This is a genomic window from Nocardia fusca NBRC 14340 (assembly GCF_001618425.1).
GTDB classification, from domain to species: domain Bacteria; phylum Actinomycetota; class Actinomycetes; order Mycobacteriales; family Mycobacteriaceae; genus Nocardia; species Nocardia fusca.
Genome location: NZ_BDCU01000008.1, coordinates 154,332 through 174,290, shown reverse-complemented (window position 1 = coordinate 174,290; position 19,959 = coordinate 154,332). Strand labels below are relative to the sequence as shown.

At 68.2% G+C, this 19,959-nt stretch carries 9 protein-coding genes; 8 read left to right on the top strand and 1 reads right to left on the bottom strand.

The features are described 5' to 3' along the window. Positions 1 to 37 precede the first annotated feature (37 nt). The 4 genes from NF4_RS02305 (at position 38) to NF4_RS02290 (ending at position 10,032) form a co-directional block, all read left to right on the top strand. Complete coding sequence (locus NF4_RS02305) at positions 38 to 1,057, top strand: LLM class F420-dependent oxidoreductase (RefSeq protein WP_063125617.1); 1,020 nt, start codon at positions 38 to 40, stop codon at positions 1,055 to 1,057. A 187-nt stretch (positions 1,058 to 1,244) separates the two neighbouring features. Beyond that, positions 1,245 to 3,155: a long-chain-fatty-acid--AMP ligase FadD32 gene (gene fadD32 / locus NF4_RS02300; RefSeq protein ID WP_063125616.1), complete on the top strand. Its 1,911-nt coding sequence runs from the start codon at positions 1,245 to 1,247 to the stop codon at positions 3,153 to 3,155. A gap of 107 nt (positions 3,156 to 3,262) precedes the next feature. Continuing rightward, complete coding sequence (gene pks13 / locus NF4_RS02295; protein WP_084532790.1) at positions 3,263 to 8,488, top strand: polyketide synthase Pks13; 5,226 nt, start codon at positions 3,263 to 3,265, stop codon at positions 8,486 to 8,488. Continuing rightward, positions 8,488 to 10,032 carry an acyl-CoA carboxylase subunit beta gene (locus NF4_RS02290; protein ID WP_063125615.1) on the top strand — a complete coding sequence of 515 codons (1,545 nt, stop codon included), beginning with the start codon at positions 8,488 to 8,490 and terminating at the stop codon, positions 10,030 to 10,032. Before pks13 ends, NF4_RS02290 begins: the two co-directional genes overlap by 1 nt. A 59-nt stretch (positions 10,033 to 10,091) precedes the next feature. Here NF4_RS02290 and NF4_RS02285 read toward each other — a convergent pair whose 3' ends face one another. Beyond that, positions 10,092 to 10,592 carry a peptidylprolyl isomerase gene (locus tag NF4_RS02285; protein ID WP_063125614.1) on the bottom strand — a complete coding sequence of 167 codons (501 nt, stop codon included), beginning with the start codon at positions 10,590 to 10,592 and terminating at the stop codon, positions 10,092 to 10,094. 193 nt (positions 10,593 to 10,785) lie between these two features. Here NF4_RS02285 and NF4_RS02280 point away from each other — a divergent pair, with 193 nt between their 5' ends. The 4 genes from NF4_RS02280 to NF4_RS02265 all read left to right on the top strand — a co-directional run bounded on the left by NF4_RS02280 (position 10,786) and on the right by NF4_RS02265 (position 19,926). Then, positions 10,786 to 14,103, top strand: a complete 3,318-nt coding sequence (locus NF4_RS02280) for an arabinosyltransferase domain-containing protein (protein ID WP_084532789.1) — start codon at positions 10,786 to 10,788, stop codon at positions 14,101 to 14,103. 78 nt (positions 14,104 to 14,181) lie between these two features. Further along, positions 14,182 to 14,424, top strand: a complete 243-nt coding sequence (locus NF4_RS02275; RefSeq protein WP_063125613.1) for a type II toxin-antitoxin system VapB family antitoxin — start codon at positions 14,182 to 14,184, stop codon at positions 14,422 to 14,424. 131 nt (positions 14,425 to 14,555) lie between these two features. Then, positions 14,556 to 16,556: a galactan 5-O-arabinofuranosyltransferase gene (locus NF4_RS02270; protein ID WP_063125612.1), complete on the top strand. Its 2,001-nt coding sequence runs from the start codon at positions 14,556 to 14,558 to the stop codon at positions 16,554 to 16,556. Positions 16,557 to 16,698: 142 nt separating this feature from the next. Continuing rightward, entirely contained in the window at positions 16,699 to 19,926 is a 3,228-nt protein-coding gene (locus tag NF4_RS02265) for an arabinosyltransferase domain-containing protein (protein ID WP_157119891.1), read from the top strand. Positions 19,927 to 19,959: the final 33 nt, after the last annotated feature.

The window sequence follows — 19,959 nt, the reverse complement described above, 5'->3', positions numbered from 1 at the left end:
GGATGCGCAGACTTCCGATATCCAGGAGCATGAGTTCATGACAGAAGCCGCCGCACCGGTGGATGAGTTGAGCGCGCTGGGCACCCCGCTGCGTAAGTTCCGCTTCGCGGCCGCGGGTGAGGGAAACAAGCAGGAGGGCGGCGCCCGCAAGTTCATCCAGACGGCGCAGCAGGCCGAGGAGTACGGCTACGACACCTTCGTGGTGCCCGATCATCTCGGTGACCAGATCGGCCCGATCGCGGCCCTGGGTGCGCTCACCCAGGCCACCGACCGGATCCGCCTCGGTACCTCGGTGTTGGCCAACGGTTTTCGGCACCCCGTGGTGCTGGCCAAGGATCTGGCCACCATCGATGTGCTGTCGAAGGGCCGGCTCGAGGTGGGCATCGGGGCCGGCTGGAAGGCCGACGAGTTCGAGGCCGCCGGGCTGGACTACGACCGGCCCGGGGTGCGACTGGCCAAGCTCGACGAAACACTGACCATTCTCGATACGCTGCTGCGTGGTCAGGAATGCACCTTCGAGGGCAAGTACTACCAGGTGCACGGTGTCAAGGGGACCCCACGGCCGCGGCAGGGCCCGCGGCCGCCGCTGTGTACCGGAGGCGGCGGTCCCCGGATGCTGAAACTCGCCGCGAAGCACGCCGACATCATCTCGATCGTTCCGGTCACCACATCGAACGGTAAAGGTCTGCTCTCGGGGATCACCCTCGACAAGACCATCGAGAAGGTGAACCTGATCAAGGAGGCCGCCGGGGACCGGTTCGAGCAGATCGAGCTGAACTGGGCGATCACGGCCATCGTCATCACCGACGACCGGGAGAAGACCGCCGAGATGGCGTTGTCGGCCATCGAGCGCGGGTTGCATCCGGACCTGGAAGTCGATGTCGAGCTCTCGGTCGAGGAGATCTTGAGCTCGCCGTATGTGGCGATCGGCACGTTCGAGGAGATCGCCGACCAGATGCGCCGTGTGCGGCAGCTCACCGGCATGTCCTACGTGGGAATTTTCCCCACCCAGATGGACGCGTTCGCGCCGGTGATTCCCTTGCTCCGGGAGGAGTGAGAAGCTCGTCTCTGTAACATGTCTCTGGTTTGAGAACATCTAGCCGATAGCGGTCACCGCGCAGACCGCACCCAGAACCCGCAGGGTCGGTTCTCGAATGGAGAGCACCCGCGGCGAAAGCGAGTCGGGGCCACACAGTAAATAACGGCAATCGTGCCGTTGCCGCGTGCGCCTCGGAGGAGAAGGAATGGACGAGACTTTCGACGACTACCTGGACGAGAACGGGAACATCACCATTCCCGATGATCGCACCCTGGTCGACCACGTCGAGAAGCACACCCGTAACGACGCGAACACCTTGGCGTACCGCTACATCGACTACTCGCGCGAGCGCGATGGCGAGGTACACGAGCTGACGTGGCAACAGTTCGGGGTCCGGCTGCGCGCGGTGGCCGGTCGCCTGCAGCAGGTCACCACTCCCGGTGACCGAGTGGCGGTCCTCGCGCCGCAGGGACTCGACTATGTGATCTCATTCTTTGCCGCCATCTATGCGGGCACGATCGCGGTGCCGCTGTTCGATCCGGACGAACCGGGTCATACCGACCGGCTACACGCGGTACTGGGTGACTGCAAACCGTCGGCCATTCTCACCGCCAGTTCGGCGGCGGCCGGCGTGCGCCAGTTCTTCCGGGGGCTGCCCGCAGCGCAGCGGCCGCGCATCATCGCCGTGGACGCGATTCCCGACAGTGTCGGTGACAGCTGGGCGCGCCCGGATATCGCGGTGGACGATATCGCCTACCTGCAGTACACCTCGGGTTCCACCCGGACCCCCGCCGGCGTGGAGATCACCCACCGCGCCGTGGGCACCAACCTGCTGCAGATGGTGGACGCCATCAACCTCGACTGGAACTCCCGTGGCGTCACCTGGCTGCCGCTGTTCCACGATATGGGTCTGCTGACGGTAATCCTGCCGGCCGTGGGCGGCAAGTTCATCACGATCATGTCGCCGGCGTCGTTCGTGCGGCGGCCGTACCGGTGGATCAAGGAACTGGCCGCCGCCTCCGACGGTGCGGGCACCTTCGCCGCCGCCCCGAACTTCGCCTTCGAGCACGCGGCCGTGCGCGGTCTGCCCAAGAACGGTGAATCGCTGGACCTGTCCAATGTGATCGGCCTGATCAACGGCAGCGAACCGGTGACCACCTCGTCGATGAAGAAGTTCAACGACGCGTTCGCGCCCTACGGGCTGCCGAAGACGGCCATCAAACCGTGCTACGGCATGGCCGAGGCCACCCTGTTCGTCTCGGCGACCAAAGCCGAGGACGAGGCCAAGGTCACCTATGTGGACCGTGCCGAGCTCAATGCCGGGCGCATGGTGCGCGTCGAGCCGGGCACCGAGAACGCGATCGCGCAGGTGAGCTGCGGCTATGTGGCGAGATCCCAGTGGGCGGTGATCGTCGATCCGGAGTCGGTGGAGGGTGACGCCCGGGAGCAGCCGGATGGCCACGTGGGCGAGATCTGGCTGCACGGCAACAATATGGGTATCGGGTACTGGGGCCGGGCGGCCGAGACCGCGGCGACCTTCCAGAACAAGATCGTCACCCCGCTGGCCGAGGGCAGCCACGCCGCGGGCACCACGCCCGACGCGCACTGGATGCGGACCGGCGATTACGGCGTGTACTTCGACGGCGAGCTCTACATCACCGGCCGGGTCAAGGACCTGGTGATCGTCGATGGACGTAACCACTACCCGCAGGACCTGGAGTTCTCCGCGCAGGAGGCCAACGGTGCGCTGCGGCCCGGGTTCGTCGCGGCGTTCTCGGTACCGGCCAACCAACTGCCGGCCGAGGTGTTCGCACAGGGCAGCCATTCGGGTCTGAAGTTCGACGCCGACGACGCCTCCGAGCAGCTGGTGATCGTGGCCGAGCGCGGTCCGGGCGCCGGTAAGGCGGATCCGCTGCCGATCGCAGACGCGGTACGTGCCGCGGTTTCCCAGCGACACGGCGTGACGGTGCGGGACCTGCTTCTGGTACCGGCGGGTTCCATCCCGCGTACATCCAGCGGCAAGATCGCCCGGCGGGCCTGCAAGGCCGCCTATGTCGAGGGCACCCTGCGCGGCGGTTACACCCAGCAGGCGTTCCCGGACGCGCCCGAGGATTAGGCCGACAACGAGTCGGGTCGCGGCCTCGAGTGAGCGAAGCGCCCATCCACCACAGCGGTGCAAGGCTCCTGCCGGGCACCGCGTAAAGACAGGTAGCTTGAGGACTGATGGCTGAGAACGAGGGCATGTCGCCGGAGACGACCGAGAACCTTTCCACCGAGGAGGGCCGCGCCGCCGGGACCGGCGATACGCCCTCGGCAGGCGTTACCACGCCGGGCACCGAACTCTCGGTCGCCGAACTGCAGGAATGGCTGCGGCGCTGGGTCGCCGAGGCCACCGGGCAGTCGATCGACAAGATCACGGTGGACCGCCCGATGGAGGAGTTCGGGCTGGCTTCCCGGGACGCGCTCGCGTTGGGTGGCGAGATCGAGGAACTCACCGGTGTGGTGTTGAACCCGACCGTGGTCTACCAGCATCCGACCATTGCCTCGCTGGCCGATGTCATCGTCAACGGTCCGCCGGAGACCACCGCCGAGGCCACCGACGACCAGTTCTACACCGCCGGGTACGCACCGGGAGACGCGCACGATATCGCCATCGTGGGACTGTCGACCCGGCTGCCCGGCGCGGGCGACACCCCGGAGTCGACCTGGGAGTTCCTGATCAACGGCGGTGACGCCATTCGCGATCTGCCCGAGGGAAGGTGGGCGGAGTTCCTGAGCGAACCGCAGTTGGCGCAGGCCGTGGCCGAGGGCAATACCCGCGGCGGCTATCTGGACCAGGACGTCGTCACCGGATTCGACGCCGAGTTCTTCGCCATGTCGCCGGTCGAGGTCGAGCGGATCGACCCGCAGCAGCGGCTCATCATGGAACTCACCTGGGAGGCACTCGAGCACGCCCGGATCCCGGCCAGTGACCTGCGCGGTGAGTCGGTCGGTGTGTATATCGGTACATCCACCACCGACTTCCAGTTGGTCGCCGCGATGAGTCTGGGGGAGACCGATCCGAATGTCCCCGCTTCGGCGGAGGGCTACAAGATCACCGGCAGTGCCAGCAGCATCATCGCCAACCGCGTTTCCTACTTCTACGATTTCCGCGGTCCTTCGCTCGCGGTGGATACCGCCTGCTCCTCGACCTTGGTCGCGGTGCACCAGGCCGTGCAGGCGCTGCGCGCCGGTGACGCCGATGTCGCGCTGGCCGGCGGGGTGAACATGCTGCTCATGCCGATGACCACGCTCGGTTTCGACAAGATCGGCGCGGTGGCGAAGGACGGTCGGATCAAGGCGTTCTCTTCCGACGCGGACGGGATGGTCCGCTCCGAGGGCGCCGGGCTGGTAGTGCTCAAACGGCTCGCCGACGCCGAACGCGACAACGACAACATCCTCGCGGTGGTCAAGGGTTCCGCGGTGAACAGCGACGGCCGGTCCAACGGGCTTCTCGCGCCGAATCCCGACGCCCAGGCCGATGTACTGCGCCGCGCCTACCGTGATGCCGGTATCGTGCCCTCCACCGTCGACTACATCGAGGCCCACGGCACCGGCACCCTGGTCGGCGACCCGCTCGAGGCCCAGGCACTGGGCCAGGTGGTCGGTGCCGGTCGCGCCGCCGACGCACCCGTGCTGCTGGGTTCGGCGAAAACCAATTTCGGCCATCTGGAATCCGGCGCGGGCGCGGCGAGCCTGGCCAAGGTCATCATGGCGTTCCAGCACGATGTGCTGCCCGCCACCATCAACTACGCGGGCCCGAACCCCTACATCCCGTTCGAGCAGGCCCGGCTGAAGGTCGTCGACGAGCCGACCCCGTTCCCGCGCTACAGCGGTACCGCCACGGTCGGTATCTCCGGCTTCGGTTTCGGCGGAACCAACGCGCACGTGGTGGTGCAGGAGTACGTGCCCGCCGCGCCGGTCGAGGTCTCCGAGCCCTTCGTACCGGACGCGGACAGTGACACGCTGGATGTGGCGAGCACCGATGTGGTCGCCGAGGCCGAGGCGGTCGCCGCCGACGCGGCTCCCGAGCCCGAATGGTCGGCCGACCGCACCGAGCCGTTGCCGGTGATCCTGGCCGTCTCCGCCTATCTGCCGTCGCGCCGCCGTCGCGCCGCCGCGGACCTGGCCGACTGGCTGGAAACCGAAGTGGGACAGCGGACTCCGCTCGTGGATGTGGCCCGGTCGCTGGCCCGGCGCAGTCACTGGCGTTCGCGCGGCGTGGTACTGGCCTCCGATCACGCCGAGGCCGTGGCCGGACTGCGGGCGATCGCCGCCGGTAAACCGGGCCCGGGCGTTTTCACCGCCGATGCCCCCGCCGCGCAGGGACCCATGTGGGTGATGGCCGGGTTCGGCGCCCAGCACCGCAAGATGGGCAAACAGCTCTACCAGGAGAACGCGATCTTCCGGCGCACCGTCGATGAGGTCGACGAACTCGTGCAGGACGAGGCCGGGTACTCGGTGCGCGAGATGATCCTCGACGACGGCCAGGACTATGACGTGGGCACCTCCCAGGTCGGCATCTTCACCATCCAGCTCGGTCTGGCCGCGCTGCTGCGTGCGCACGGCGCGGAACCCGCCGCCGTGGTCGGGCACTCCATGGGCGAGGTGGCCGGCGCCTACATCTCCGGCGGGTTGGCGCTGGAGGACGCGGTGCGCGTCATCTGCGCACGGTCGCGTTTGATGGGCGAGGGCGAGCAGATGCTCTCCGACGCCGATGTGCGCAATATGGCCCTGGTCGAGATGAGTGCCGACGAGGTCGCCGCGCTGCTGCCGGAATTCCCCGATGTCGAGGTCGCGGTGTACGCCGCACCGACCAATACGGTGATCGGTGGCCCGGTCGACCAGGTCTCGGCGATCGTCGGCCGGGTGGAGGAAGCCGGTAAGTTCGCCCGCGTCCTACAGACCAAGGGCGCCGGGCATACCTCCCAGATGGACCCGCTGCTGGGCGAACTGGCCGCCGAACTGGCCGGGATCGAGCCCACGAAGCCGAAGGTCGGCCTGTACTCCACGGTCGACAAGGAGCAGTACTACGCGCCCGGCCATGACCCGGTGCACACCGAGGACTACTGGGTGAAGAACATGCGGCACAGTGTGTACTTCACCAACGCGGTGCGACTCGCGGTCGATTCCGGGATCACCACGTTCCTGGAGCTGGCACCGAACTCGGTGGCGCTGATGCAGGTGCTGGGCACCACCTTCGCCGCCGGGCTCCCCGACGCGCAGCTGATTCCGACGCTCAAGCGCAAGGAAGACGAATCGGCCGGTGTCATCGCCGCGCTGGCGCAGTTGTACGTGCACGGCCATGCCGTGGACCTGGGCTCACTGGTACCGGCCGGACCGTACGCCGATATCCCGCGCACCGCGTTCATGCGGAAACCGTACTGGCCCAAGATGAGCGGTTTCTCGGCCGGTGGGAACGCCCGGGTACCGGGCGCGTCGGTCGCTCTGCCGGACGGCCGGCACGTCTGGGAGGTCCAGGCCGCATCGGTCGACGATCTGCCCACGCTGGTGCGTTCGGCCGCGGCGCAGGTACTCGCGGACGTGAACCCGGGCGCCAGTATCGCGCACGCGCCGCTCCCCGCCAGCGGCACGCTCGTCACGACGCTGACCCCGCATCCGGGTGGCGCGTCCATCCAGGTGCACGCCCGCGACGGTGCGCAGTTCCGGCTGCTGTTCGACGCGGTCGTCACCTCCGGTGCCGCGCTGCCGGTGCCCGCCGAACCGGCCACGAGCCCGGCCGCGGTCGTCGAATCCGAGGTAGAGGTTGTCGACACCGCCGGTTTCGGCGATCGCTGGAACCCGGACAGCGGCCAGACGGTCGAGGAGCGGCTGGCGCTGATCGTCGCCGAATCCATGGGTTACGCGGTCGAGGATCTGCCGATGGAGATCCCGCTCATGGAACTCGGGCTGGACTCGCTGATGGCCATGCGGATCAAGAATCGCGTCGAATACGAATTCGATATCCCGCAGCTGCAGGTCTCCGCGGTTCGTGACGCCAGCCTGCACGAGGTCGGCAAGGTGCTCCGCTACGCGATCGAGCACCGCGACGAGGTTCAGGCGATGGCCGACCAGCAGGCCAGCGGGGAATCGGGCGCACTGAGCGTGGACGACGATTTCGTGAACGCCGCCAAGGCCGCGATGGAGGCCGGACAGGACCCGGTCGCCGCGCTGAACCAGGGGGCGGGCACCGCTACGGACACGCCGGCAGCGAGCGAACCGGAACCGGCTGCCCCGGCGACCCCCGCCGCGCCGAAAGCCGAACCGGCCGCGGGCGCCGCGCTGTTCGGGGGCGGAGCCGCAGGGTCGGACCAGGACAACGTTCCGCCACGTGACGCTGCCGAGCGCCTCACCTACGCGGCCTGGGCCACCATCACCGGCGAATCGGCCGGGGGGATCTTCAACACCCTGCCGATCCTGGACGAGGACACCGCCGAGAAGCTCGCTGCCCGGCTCACCGAGCGGGTCGGCGCGGAGGTCACCGTCGACGATGTGCTGGATTCGGAGACCATCGAACAGCTCGCCGATGTGGTGCGCACCCTGCAGGACAGCGGTGCCGATGTCGACGGCTTCGTCCGCCCCATCCGGGCGCGGGGCGAGAACTCCGATGCGGTACCGGTGTTCGTCTTCCATCCCGCCGGCGGGAACACCCTGGTCTATGAGCCCTTGCTGAAGCGGCTGCCCGAAGGGACGCCGATGTACGGGTTCGAGCGGGTCGACGGTGCGATCGAGGAACGGGCCCGGGAGTACGTACCCGAACTCCGCAAGCTGCAGGGCGAGGGACCCTATGTTCTCTACGGCTGGTCGCTGGGCGCGGTCCTGGCGATGGCGGTCGCGCAGATCCTGCGTGCCGAGGGCGCCGATGTGCGTCTGGTGGGCCTCATCGACCTCGCCATCCCCGCCGAGCCGGAGGACAACAGCCCGCAGGAGCGGTTGGAGCGCATGCGGCGCTACCAGGCGTTCGCCAAGAAGACCTTCAATATCACCGGTGAGCTCGACGACGACCAGCTCCGGGAACTGGCCGACTCCTCCGAGCAGGAGCAGTTCAAGATGATCACCGACCTGATCAAGATGACCGGGGCCAAGATCCCGGGCGGAGTGCTCGAACACCAGAAGACCTCGTGGATCGAGAACCGCGCACTGCAGCGGGTCCAGCCGACGCACTACGAGGGCGATGTGGTGCTCTATCTGGCCGACCGCTACCACGACGGCGCTATCGAGCTCGAACCCCGCTACGCCGAGCGCCGGCCCAATGGCGGCTGGGACGAATACCTGCCCAACCTGGAGATCGTGCACATCCCCGGTGACCACCTCCAGATCATCGATGAACCGAGGATCGGCCGAATCGGTACGGACCTGACCGCTAAACTCGACCGGATCACCTCGAGCGGGGCCGGGAAAGGGAGCTAGTGAGCACGACTGCCGAGAAACTCGCCGATCTGCGTAAGCGGCTGGAGCTGGCGCAGGAACCGGCGGGGGAGGCCGCTGTCGCGAAACGGGCGCGCAAGGGGATCCCCAGCGCTCGTGACCGGATCAAGATGCTGCTCGATCCGGGTTCGTTCGTGGAGATCGGTGCTCTGGTCCGGCGCCCGGGTGATCCGGACGCGCTCTACGGCGACGGTGTGGTCACCGGCCACGGACTGGTCGACGGCCGCCCGGTCGCGGTGTTCTCCCACGACCAGACCGTGTACGGCGGTTCGGTCGGCGAGATGTTCGGCCGCAAGGTGGCCGCGGTGATGGAGTACGCGGCCAAGGTGGGTTGCCCGCTGGTCGGTATCAACGACTCCGGCGGTGCCCGGGTGCAGGAGGCGGTGTCCTCGCTGGCCTGGTACGCCGAGCTGGCGACCCGGCAGGAGCTGCTGTCGGGAATGGTGCCGACCATTTCGCTGATCCTCGGCAAATGTGCCGGTGGCGCGGTGTACTCGCCGATCAACACCGATGTCGTGGTCGCCACCGAGGCGGCCTATATGTTCGTCACCGGTCCCAAGGTGATCCGTGAGGTCACCGGTGAGGACGTGAGCCTGGAAGAGCTGGGCGGGGCGCACAGCCAGGCCCAGTACGGCAATATCCATCATGTCGCCAAGGACGAGCGGGCGGCTTTCGAATGGGTCCGGGAATACCTGTCGTACATGCCGACCAGCTGCCAGGAGAAGCCGCCGATCGTCAACCCCGGCCTCGAACCGGAGATCACCGATTCGGACCGGGAACTGAACTCGCTCGTGCCGGATTCGGATAATTCCGGTTACGACATGCACGAGGTGCTGCTGCGTATCTTCGACGACGGCCACTTCCACGAATACGGTGCCGAAGCCGGTCGCAACATCATCACCGGATTCGCCCGGGTGGACGGCCGCAGCGTCGGTGTGGTGGCCAATCAGCCGATGGTCTACGCGGGCGCCCTCGACGCCCGGGCCTCGGACAAGGCCTCCCATTTCGTCCGGCTCTGCGACGCCTATGAGATCCCGCTGATCTTCGTGGTCGACACCCCGGGCTTCCTGCCCGGCGTGGAACAGGAGAAGGTCGGCGTGATCAAACGCGGCGGCCGGTTCCTGTTCGCCTTCGTGGAGGCGACCGTACCGAAGGTGACCGTGGTGGTCCGCAAGTCCTACGGCGGCGGCTACGCGGTGATGGGCTCCAAGCAGCTGGGCGCCGATATCAACCTGGCCTGGCCCACCGCCCGGATCGCGGTGATGGGTGCGGAGAGTGCGGTCAGCCTCATCGGAGCGGCGCAGATCGCGGCCGCGCCCGAGGAGCAGAAGGCGGCCGTACGCCAGCAGATGATCGACTTCTACAACGCCACCATGGCCACGCCGTGGGTGGCGGCCGAACGCGGATTCATCGACGCGGTGATCGAACCGGCGCAGACCCGGCTGGAACTACGGCGGGCGCTACATCTGCTGCGGGACAAAACCGTGATCCGTAACCCGCGTAAACATCACCTGCTGCCGCTGTAGCCGCTCGCGGTTCGGGTTGTCCCGGTGGAACAACCCGACCCGTCACGTACCGATCCTGATCAGCCGGTGATCGCCGCGGATTCGATGACCACGTTCTCCACCGGGACGTCCTGGTGCATGCCCTGCGACGAGGTGGACACGCCGGCGATCTTGTCGACCACGTCGGTGCCGTCGGTGACCTCGCCGAAGACGGCGTAGCCCCAGCCCTGGCCCGCCGGCTGGGTGTGGTTGAGGAAGTCGTTGTCGGCGACGTTGATGAAGAACTGCGCGGTCGCCGAGTGCGGATCGTTGGTGCGCGCCATGGCGACCGTGTACTTGTTGTTCTTCAGGCCGTTGGCCGCCTCGTTCTGGATGGGCGCCTGCGTGGGCTTCTGCTGCATCTGGCCGTCGAAACCACCGCCCTGGATCATGAAGCCCGGGATAACGCGATGGAAGATCGTGCCGTCGTAATGTCCCGACTTGACGTATTCGACGAAGTTACGGACGGTGTCCGGCGCCTTCGCCTCGTCCAGCTGGAGGCCGATGGTTCCGTAGTTCGTCTCGAGATTCACCTTGGTCATGCCCCTACCTTTCCATTACCGCCGCTAGACCCCGCGCTTAAGGGGGTGTTTCCCGGCAGATTGTGCCAGCCGCCCGTCTTTACCCCATTCGGGTGGTTTATATACCCCGGATACCGGGTGTGTTTCCGTTCGGATCGGATACGCGCCGGGGCACCACCGGGCCCCGCGCGCCGCGCCCAAGTAGCATGCCAGCGTGCCAGAAGTCGCCACCGCAGTACTGACGAAGACGCCACCGGAGCCGGAGCCGAAGGTCGCGCCGAAGGATTTCCGGATCGCGCGTCTCGTCGCGATCATCACCGGTGTGCTGGGGGCGCTGTTCGCGATCGCCACGCCCTTTCTGCCCGTCACCCAGACCACGGCGACGCTGAGCTGGCCGCAGCACGACAGTCTGGCCAATGTGCAGGCGCCGCTCATGTCGCAGGTGCCGATCGACCTCACCGCGACCATCCCGTGCGCGGCGGTGAACCAGCTGCCCCCGCAGGGCGGCATGCTGCTGGCCACCGCACCCCCGCAGGGTGACCGCGCGGCGCTGGAGGCACTGTTCGTCCGGGTCTCGGAGACCTCGGTGGACGTGGTGGACCGTAACGCGGTCGTGGCGAGTGCCGACCGGGCGGATATGGCCAACTGCTCGGCCATCACCATCCGTTCCGACATCGAAGCCACCAGCGCGGCCTTCGTCGGGCTCACCACCGAGACCGGCGAGCCCAACGAGGGCCGGCTGGTCGGTGATCTGCGTCCGCAGATGGTCGGTGTGTTCACCGATATGACCGGCGGTATACCGGCCGGGCTGAGCCTGGAGTCCACGATCGACACCCGGTTCGGCTCCAGCCCCACCTGGATCAAACTCGCCGCGATCGTGGCCGCGGTGCTGTGCACGGTGCTGTCGCTGGTGGCCTTGGCGCGACTGGACACCAGTGATGGGCGCGGCCACCGGCGGTTCCTGCCGGCGCACTGGCTCAAGCCGACCCTCGCCGACGGCGGCGTCGTCGGCACGCTGCTGATCTGGCATTTCCTGGGCGCCAACACCTCCGACGACGGCTACATCCTGAGCATGGTCCGAGTGGCGCCGGACGCGGGCTATATGGCCAACTACTTCCGCTGGTACGGCGTACCCGAGGCGCCGTTCGGCTGGTACTACTACGTGATCCAGCTGTTCGCAGAGGTCTCCACGGCCAGCCCGTGGGTCCGCCTGCCCGCGTTGGCGTGCGGAATCCTGTGCTGGATGGTGATCAGCCGCGAGGTGGTGCCGCGGCTGGGCAACGGCCTGCGCGGCGCGCGGGGACGCGCCTGGTTCGGCAGTGTCCCGCTGTGGACCGGCGGCCTGGTCTTCCTGGCGTTCTGGCTGCCCTACGACAACGGTCTGCGGTCGGAGCCCATCGTCGCCCTCGGCGCACTGCTCACCTGGGTTTCCATCGAGCGCGCGATCGCGACCGCCCGGTTGCTGCCGGCCGCGGTGGCGGTGGTGGTCGCGGCGTTCACGCTCGCCGCCGCGCCGACCGGCCTGATGTGTGTGGCCGCGTTGCTGGCCGGTATCCGGCCTGTCACCCGCATCATCGTGCGCCGGCATCGGGAACACGGCACGGTCGCGCTGCTGGCGCCGCTGGCCGCCGCCGGATTCCTGGTGCTCACCGTGGTCTACGGCGACCAGACCTTCGCCGGTATCCAGGAGGCGAACCGGGTCCGGCAGCTGGCCGGACCCAACCTGGCCTGGTACGAGGACTACCTGCGGTACTACTACCTGTTCGTCGAGACCGTCGACGGGTCGCTGTCGCGCCGCTTCGCCTTCCTCGTCATGCTGCTGTGCCTGTTCACCACCATGCTGGTGCTGCTGCGCCGGCGCCGGGTGCCCGGTGTCGCCGCCGCGCCGACCTGGCGATTGATGGGTGTGGTGTTCGGGACGATCTTCTTCATGATGTTCAACCCGACCAAGTGGACCCACCACTTCGGCGCCTACGCCGGTATCGCGGGTTCGCTGGCCGCGGTGACGGCCGTCGCGGTCTCGGCCTCGGCGCTGCGGGCGCGCAAGAACCGGGCGATCTTCCTGGCCGGGTTGCTGTTCACCCTGGCGCTGGCCTTCTCCGGGATCAACGGCTACTGGTACGTCTCCAGTTACGGGGTGCCCTGGTTCGACAAGCGGGTGGTGCTGGCCGGTCTCTCCTCCAACACCGTGATGCTGGTGCTGTTCGCCGCGGCCCTGTTGCTCGTCGGCTGGCACACCCTGCGTGAGGGTTACGCCAAACCACCGAATTCCACGCGCACCGCCCGGGGCCGCCGGGTCCGCAAGTTCGCGGCGATCCCGCTCACACTCGTGGCCGCGGCCATGGTGCTGTTCGAGGTGCTGTCCCTGGCCAAGGGCGCGTACTCGCAGTACCCGGGTTATTCGCTGGCCCGCGGCAATATCGACGCGCTGACCGGGCAGAGCTGTGGTCTGGCCAACGATGTGCTGGTCGAATCGAACGCGAACGCGGGGCGGCTGAACCCGATCATCGATCCCGCGCACCCGCCCACGAACCCGAACGACCCGCTCGCCGGTGTCGACCCGGTCGGTTTCTCTCCCAACGGTGTCCCCGATGATCTGTCCGCCGACGCGGTCGAGGTGAAACCTGGTACCGGCAACACCTCCAGTCAATCGGTGGGCGCCGCGTTCGCCGAGGGCCAGAACGCCGGCACCGGCGGCGGTCAGGGCGCGCAGGGTGTGAACGGCAGCACCGTGGCCCTGCCCTTCGGCCTGGACCCGGCCACCACCCCCATCCTGGGCAGCTACCAGGAGGGTGTGCAGCAGCCCGCGTTCGTCTCGTCGAGCTGGTACGAACTGCCGGAACGTTCGCCCGACCATCCGCTGGTGGTCATCACCGCGGCCGGGCGCATCCTGTCCTACGACGACACCGGTGCCATGCAGTACGGCCAGTCGCTGACCGTCGATTACGGCAAACGGCAGCCGGACGGTTCGGTCAGCCACCTCGGCACCTACCTGCCCCGCGATATCGGCCCCTTCCCGTCCTGGCGCAACCTGCGGGTGCCGCTGGACGAGATCGCTCCCGAGGCCGACGCGGTCCGGGTCGTCGCCAACGATCCGATCCTCATCGGCGACCAATGGCTGGCATTCACCCCGCCGCGGGTGCCGAAACTGGAATCCGCCAACGACTACCTCGGTTCGCAGCAGCCGGTCCTGCTCGACTGGGCGGTCGGCCTGCAGTTCCCGTGCCAGCGCCCGTTCCGGCACGTGAACGGAGTCGCCGAGGTGCCGAAGTTCCGCATCCTGCCGGACCGCCCGCTCGCGGTGAGCTCCACCAACACCTGGCAGGCCCAGGAGTTCGGTGGTCCGCTCGGGTTCTCCCAGATGCTGGCGAAGTCGACCACGATCCCCACCTATCTGAAGAACGACTGGGGCCGGGACTGGGGCACGCTGGAACGCTACGACCAGTACTACGACGCGGTACCGGCGCAGCTGGCGACGGGGACCGAGACCCGCAACGGGTTGTGGGATCCGGGCAAGCTGCGGGTTTTCTGACCTGAACGACCACGGCGACCGGCATCGGAAGCACAATTCCGGTGTCGGTCGCCGCATCTTGTCAAGGAGGTCGTAAGGGTGTTCGTCCACATCGAGATCGACGAAGCGGAACTGGAATCGGCGAAGACGCTCGGTGGGCATTCGACCGCAACGGAGGTGGTCGCCGAAGCACTGCGTCAGTACAACCAGCGCCTGGCTCGCGACGAGCAGCGACTCAACCGCGCCGCCGCGCTCAGGTACTACTTCGAATTGGCAAAGGATTGGGATATCGAGGGAGCCGAGGCTGCGCACGCCGCGGCAAAGCATGCTTACGAGCGGTGACTGTGGGTCGGCAGTGTTGTGGTTTCCGGGACACTGTCCGTCGAGATGCTCGGGGCGCCGGTTCTCGGTACCCCTGCACTAGGCTGACCGACGCCCAGTAGGTGGATCGGGAGCCGGAGGTAAGTACGCCGATGACGACGAGTCGCGGCGCGCGGTTGGTGCGTCAGGTCGGGGCCGGAGTCGGCGAAGCGGTGCTCGCGACGGTGGTCGCGGTGGTGGTGGTCGCCGCCGGGCTGGTCGCGTTCTCCCTGGTGCAGTGGCCCGCCTTCAACTCCTCCAATGTGGTGCGGGCGCTGACCACTGTCGGTCAGGTGGGCGCCGCGGCGCTCATCGCGGGTTCGATCGCCCTGCTGCGGCTGCGGCGTTCGCGGCGGCTGGCGAAACTGCTGTCCTGGGCCGGTATCTCGGCGTTCGTCACCGTCACGCTGGGGATGCCGCTGGCGGCCACCAAGCTGTATCTGTTCGGTATCTCGGTGGACCAGGAGTTCCGGACCGAGTACCTGACCCGGCTCACCGACAGCGCCGCGTTGCGCGATATGACCTACGCCGATCTGCCGCCGTTCTATCCGGCCGGCTGGTTCTGGGTCGGCGGCCGGGTGGCGAATGTGCTGGGTATGGACGGCTGGGAGGTGTTCAAGCCGTACGCGATCGGGTCGATCGCGGTGGCCGCGGTGGTGTCGCTGGTGCTGTGGACCCAGCTGATCCGCGCGGATTGGGCGGTGGGGGTCACCAGCGCGGTGACGGCCGTGGCCGTCACCTATGCCGCGCCGGAGGCCTACGGCGCGGTGATCGCGATCCTGCTGGCGCCGGTGCTGGTGATGGCCTGGGGCGCGCTGTACCGCCCCGCCGAGATCACCGGCCGGACCGCGGACGCGGGGGAGGAGCGCACCGCGGGCGGCTGGGGCGCGGTGCTGGGCACCGGGCTGTTCCTGGGGCTCGCGGCCGCCTGCTACACCCTGTACTTCGCCTTCGCGGTGTTCACCGTCGTGCTCATGGCGGTGGTCGCGGCGGGACTCGGCCTGCGGTTGCGCTACGTGGCCCGGACGCCGCGCCGGGTGGCGGCCCACACCGGGGAGTCGCATGCGCCGGTCGGTAGCGCCGGACGGGCTGTCGGCGCCCCGCTGCTGCGGCTGATCGTGATGGGTGTGATCGCCGCGCTGATCGCGCTTCCGGTGTTCTTGCCGTTCCTGGTCCGGATGCTGGATCGGCCGAAATTGCAGTCCGGTGGCGCGTTCCACTACCTGCCCGAGGCCGGGGCCGAACTGCCGTTGCCCATGGCGCATTTCTCGCTGCTCGGCGCGCTGTGCCTGATCGGAACCATCTGGCTGGTGATGCGCGCGAGCTCCTCGCGCCGCGCCCAGTCGCTCGGTCTCGGCGTACTCGCGGTGTACCTGTGGTCGCTGCTGTCGATGCTGGCCACCGCGGCCGGGTCGACGCTGCTGTCGTTCCGGCTGGAACCGGTGCTGCTGGTCCTGCTGGCGGCCGCGGGCGGGTTCGGTTTCGTGGAGGGGGCGCGGGCGGTATACCAGGCGCTCAACGAACCGGCGCGGTTCCGCTGGGTGGCCATCGTGGTGGCGACGGTGGGCGCGCTCGCCTACTGCCAGGACATTCCCCATGTCCTGGCCCCCGAGATCACCACCGCCTACACCGATACCGACGGGGACGGCCGGCGGGCCGACCAGCGCCACCCGTCGGCGGTCCGGCACTACCACAACATCGACGACGCACTGCGAGCTCAGACCGGCCGCGAACCCTCGGAAACGGTGGTGCTCACCGGCGACACCACCTTCCTCGCCTACTACCCGTACTTCGGTTTCCAGGGCATGACCTCGCACTACGCCAATCCACTGGCCGATTACGCGGATCGGTCCGCGGCGATCGAGCAGTGGAGCGAAAAGGACACACCGGACGAACTTCTCGACGCGCTGGCCGGGGCGCCGTGGCGCGCGCCCGACGCGTTCCTGTTCCGCCGCAGTGGCGACGAGTACACCCTGCGACTGGCCGCCGATGTGTACCCTAACGACCCGAACGTCCGTCGCTACACCGTCGCGTTCCCCGCGAAATTGTTCGCCGACCCGCGTTTCACCGTGACCGATATCGGCCCGTTCACCCTGGTCGTCGTGAACCGCTGAGCGCCGCCGGCCACCCGATGGCGGCTGCGTCCGGCCGGGCACACTTCCGCCGCCGGACCGGCCGCGCGGTCTGCGGGTGAGCTTCGCTCAGCAGCGCCTATTAGAGTCGAGCCCCGTGCGACCGGACCGATCTCCTCGAGCGTTGAACCGTATCCGCCTGCTGGCTCTGGTATCCGGGCTACTCGGGTTCGTACTGGCCGTCGCGGCGCCGCTGCTGCCCTTGCGTCAGGACCGCACCGCCCTGGACTGGCCGCAGGCCGGCGCCGCGAGCGTCGAGGCGCCGCTGGTGAGTTACCAGCCGCTGCGGCTGGACCTCACCGTGCCGTGTCCGGTGCTGAACACCGCCGAGGGCACGGTGGTGGAGACGGTGCCCGACGCTTCGGGCCAGTCGTCGGCGCGCGGGCTACGGGTCACGGTGACCGGCGACACCCTGTCGGTGGTGCTGCGCGATGTACCGCTGCTGTCCGCCGAGCGCGCCGAACTGGGCGGCTGCCAGGCCCTCACCGTCACCTCGTCGGCCGCCGTGACCACCGCGGAACTGACCGGAACCGTCCGGGCCGACGGAACACCGTTCCGCGCTCAGGTGGACCGGGATATCCGTCCGCAGCTGGTCGGAGTGTTCACCGACCTGTCGCAGGGGCAGCTCGACGGTATCCGGTTGCACGCCGATATCGACTCGCGTTTCACCTCGTCTCCGACGCCGCTCAAGCTGGCCGCGATCGTCGGCGCGGTGGTGTTCACGGTGCTCGCCCTGATCGCGTTGCATCTGCTCGACATCACCGACGGCCGGCGCGCCCGCCGTTTCCTCCCTGCGCACTGGTGGCGCTTCCGGCTCGCCGACGGCGCGGTGCTCGGTGTACTCGTCGGCTGGCACATCATCGGGGCCAACACCTCCGACGACGGCTACATCCTGAACATGGCCCGCGTCTCGGACAAAGCCGGCTATCTGGCGAACTACTACCGCTGGTTCGGGGTGCCGGAAGCGCCGTTCGGCTGGTCCTACGAGGTGCTGGCCTGGATGACGCGGGTCTCGGAGTCGAGCCCGTGGATGCGGCTGCCCACGCTGCTGGCCGGGATCGTGTGCTGGCTGGTGATCAGCCGGGAGGTGCTGCCCCGGCTGGGCGCGCGGGTACGGGGCGATCAGATCGCTCTGTGGACCGCGGGCCTGGTGTTCCTGGCATTCTGGCTGCCCTACGACAACGGTCTGCGCCCGGAACCGTTGATCGCCGCCGGTGCGCTGCTCACCTGGTGTTCGATCGAACGCGCGATCGCCACCGCGCGGCTGCTCCCCGCCGCGATCGCGGTACTCATCGCGGCCTTCTCGCTGGCCGCCGGACCCACCGGGCTCATCTGCATCGCCGCGCTGATCGCCGGTTCCCGGCCGGTACTCCAGATCATCATCGCGCGTGCCCGGGGCGGCGCCTCCCGGGCGCAGGCGCTGTGGCGGTACGCGAGCCTCATCGCGCCGGGCCTGGCCGCCGGAACCCTGGTGCTGGTGGTGATCTTCGCCGATCAGACCCTGTCCACGGTGCTGGAGGCCACCCGCGTCCGTACCGCGGTCGGCCCGAATGTGGCCTGGTTCGACGAACGCACCCGCTGGGATTCGCTGCTCATGCTCTCCCCGGACGGTTCGCTGGCGCGGCGGTTCGGGGTCCTGCTCATGCTGCTCTGCCTGCTGGTCTGCGTACTGCAGGTGCTGCGCAAGGGCCGGATCCCCGGGACCTCGCGCGGCCCGTCGGTGCGGATCCTGGGCATCGTGTTCGCGTCGCTGCTGCTGATGATGTTCACACCCACCAAATGGACCCATCACTTCGGCGTCTACGCGGGCCTGGCGGGTTCGCTGGCCGCGCTGGCCGCTGTCGCGGTGGGCACCAACGGTATCCGGGCGCCGCGCAATCGCGCGCTGTTCGCCGCCGCCGTGCTGTTCCTGCTGGCGATCACGTTCACCGGCTCCAACGGCTGGTGGTACGTGTCCAGTTACGGTGTGCCGTGGTGGGACAAGGCGCCGCTGATCGCCGGTAAGGGTTTGTCCACCCTGTTCCTCGGCCTTGCCGTGCTCGCGTTGCTGGTGGCGTTGTGGCTGCACTATCGCGCGCCCTACCGCGGCGGGCTGCCGTCACGGTCGGCCCGGTACGCGTCGGCGCCGCTCACGGTGGCCGCGGCATTGCTGGTGCTCTTCGAGATCGCGTCGCTGACCAAGGCGGCCGTCGGGCAGTACCCGGCCTACTCCGTCGCCAAATCGAATGTCCGTGCGCTGGCCGGTGAACCGTGCGGGCTGGCCGACGATGTGCTGGTGGAGACGAATACCGCCGATTCGCTGCTGCTCCCGTACGAGGGCAACCCCGCCGACGGCCTGATCTCCACCGACCCCGAGGCGCAGACCGTCGGATTCACCCCGGACGGGGTGGCCGAGGATCTGACCGCGGACGCCGAGGAAACCACATCCGGCGGTGCGAATTCCGTCGAATCCGATACCGAGAACAAGACCACCGACACCACCGGCGCCGGGACGGGCGGCGGTACGTCCGTGCAGGCCGGTATCAACGGTTCCACGGTGGCGCTGCCCTTCGGTCTCGACCCGGCCCGGACCCCGGTGCTCGGCAGCTACCGGACCGGCGACCAGCAGCAGGCGAAGCTCACCACCGGCTGGTACCGCCTGGATCTCACCGACGAGATGCGGGCCGATCCGGCCTACCGGGTGCTCGCCCTGACCGCCGCGGGCCGGATCCGATCGGTGGACGCCGACGGTGTGCTCACCTACGGCCAAGATCTCACGGTGGAGTACGGGACGCGCAGTGCCGACGGCACCATGACGGTGCTCGGGTCGGTGGCACCGCTGGATATCGGCCCCAATCCGTCCTGGCGTAATCTGCGCGTACCCCTGGACCGGTTGCCCCGGGAGACGAACGCGGTCCGTCTGGTGGCCGCCGACAACGACATCACCGCGCGGCAGTGGCTGGCGATCACGCCGCCGCGGCTGCCGCGGCTGGCCACGCTGGATTCCGTTGTGGGGCACACCGACCCGGTGCTGCTGGACTGGCATGTCGGGCTGGCCTTCGGCTGCCAGCGGCCGTTCGACCACAGCCACGGTATCGCGGAGGTGCCGCGCTGGCGGATCCTGCCCGACCGCGTCGGTTCCGACGCGTCCAACGCGTGGCAGGACCATATCGGTGGCGGCCCCCTCGGCTGGACCGAGCTACTGCTGGAAGCCGATTCGGTGGCGACCTATCTGTCCGACGACTGGGCGCGGGACTGGGGTTCGCTGGAGCGTTTCACCCCGTACCGGCCCGACGCCGTACCGGCCGAAACGACCGTCACCGAGGCGGATCGAGGCGGTATGAGCACCGACGATCCGATCAAAGTGAGTTGAACGAGGTTGCGCTACATCGAAACTCGTCTATCA

Bases quoted from the DNA above. Each gene is read 5' to 3' on its own strand.
- NF4_RS02305 (WP_063125617.1), top strand. From the start codon at position 38: ATGACAGAAGCCGCCGCACCGGTGGATGAGTTGAGCGCGCTGGGCACC.
- fadD32 (WP_063125616.1), top strand. From the start codon at position 1,245: ATGGACGAGACTTTCGACGACTACCTGGACGAGAACGGGAACATCACC.
- pks13 (WP_084532790.1), top strand. From the start codon at position 3,263: ATGGCTGAGAACGAGGGCATGTCGCCGGAGACGACCGAGAACCTTTCC.
- NF4_RS02285 (WP_063125614.1), bottom strand. From the start codon at position 10,592: ATGACCAAGGTGAATCTCGAGACGAACTACGGAACCATCGGCCTCCAG.
- NF4_RS02270 (WP_063125612.1), top strand. From the start codon at position 14,556: ATGACGACGAGTCGCGGCGCGCGGTTGGTGCGTCAGGTCGGGGCCGGA.